Source organism: Agromyces binzhouensis (genome assembly GCF_004135055.1).
GTDB lineage: Bacteria > Actinomycetota > Actinomycetes > Actinomycetales > Microbacteriaceae > Agromyces > Agromyces binzhouensis.
This window is the reverse complement of sequence record NZ_SDPL01000737.1, coordinates 1-763: the sequence shown is the minus strand read 5'-3', so window position 1 is coordinate 763 and position 763 is coordinate 1. Positions and strand designations below refer to the sequence as shown.

Annotated in this window: 1 pseudogene; it reads right to left on the bottom strand. The window is 76.1% G+C overall.

From position 1 onward, the window contains the following. Positions 1–763, bottom strand: a pseudogene (locus ESO86_RS19565) (2-succinyl-5-enolpyruvyl-6-hydroxy-3-cyclohexene-1-carboxylate synthase); the annotation flags it as partial.

Genomic DNA, 763 nt, shown 5'->3' with positions numbered 1-763 from the left:
GCCGCCGACTGGCTCGCGATCGCGATGCCGATCGCCGTCGCCACCGTGCCGTCGATGCCCGCGAGGCCGCGGTTCGCATGCGCGGCGATGCGGCGCCCCGGCACGTTGCGGTCGGCGTCGCGGATGAGGCGGGAGGCGCCGAACACGAGCCGGTCGTGCGGCCAGGTCGCCGCCCAGAGCGCCTCGACGAGCATGCGACGGTCGACCGGCTGCCGGATGCGCGCGAGCTGGTCCTTCAGGTACGCGCGCTGCGCGGCGTAGTCGCTGACGTGCCCGGTCTCGTCGACCCCGCTGCGCAGTCCGCCCGAACCGGCGTCGTCGAGGCCCGCCTCGTCGCGCCGGTCGAGCAGGATCCGACTCGCCCGCACCCACCGCCCGGTCCACGCGCGCTCCTCGGCCGTCGGTTCGTGCGGCTCGACCGACACGGCGCGCTCGAACCGGCCGACCGCGTGCCCCGGGTCGAACCACTCGATGCCCCACGGCGCGACCGCGATCGTCTCGACGCCGTCGCGCCGGACCAGCGCGAGTACCTCCCGCGAGAGCGTCGGGTGCCCGAACACGATCGCCCGCTCGACTTCGTCGCCGAAGCCGGGCTCGCGCAGCAGCTCGCGGTACGCGACCACGAGGTTCGGCCCGAACCGCGCGCCGCTCGTGACCTCCGCGATGAGCGGCCAGCCACCAGCACGCGCCAGTTCCTCGGCCTCCGGACCGGCGCCGGCGCCCGCGATCACGACCGTGCGCGGGCCGTGGCCGAGCGCGGCGA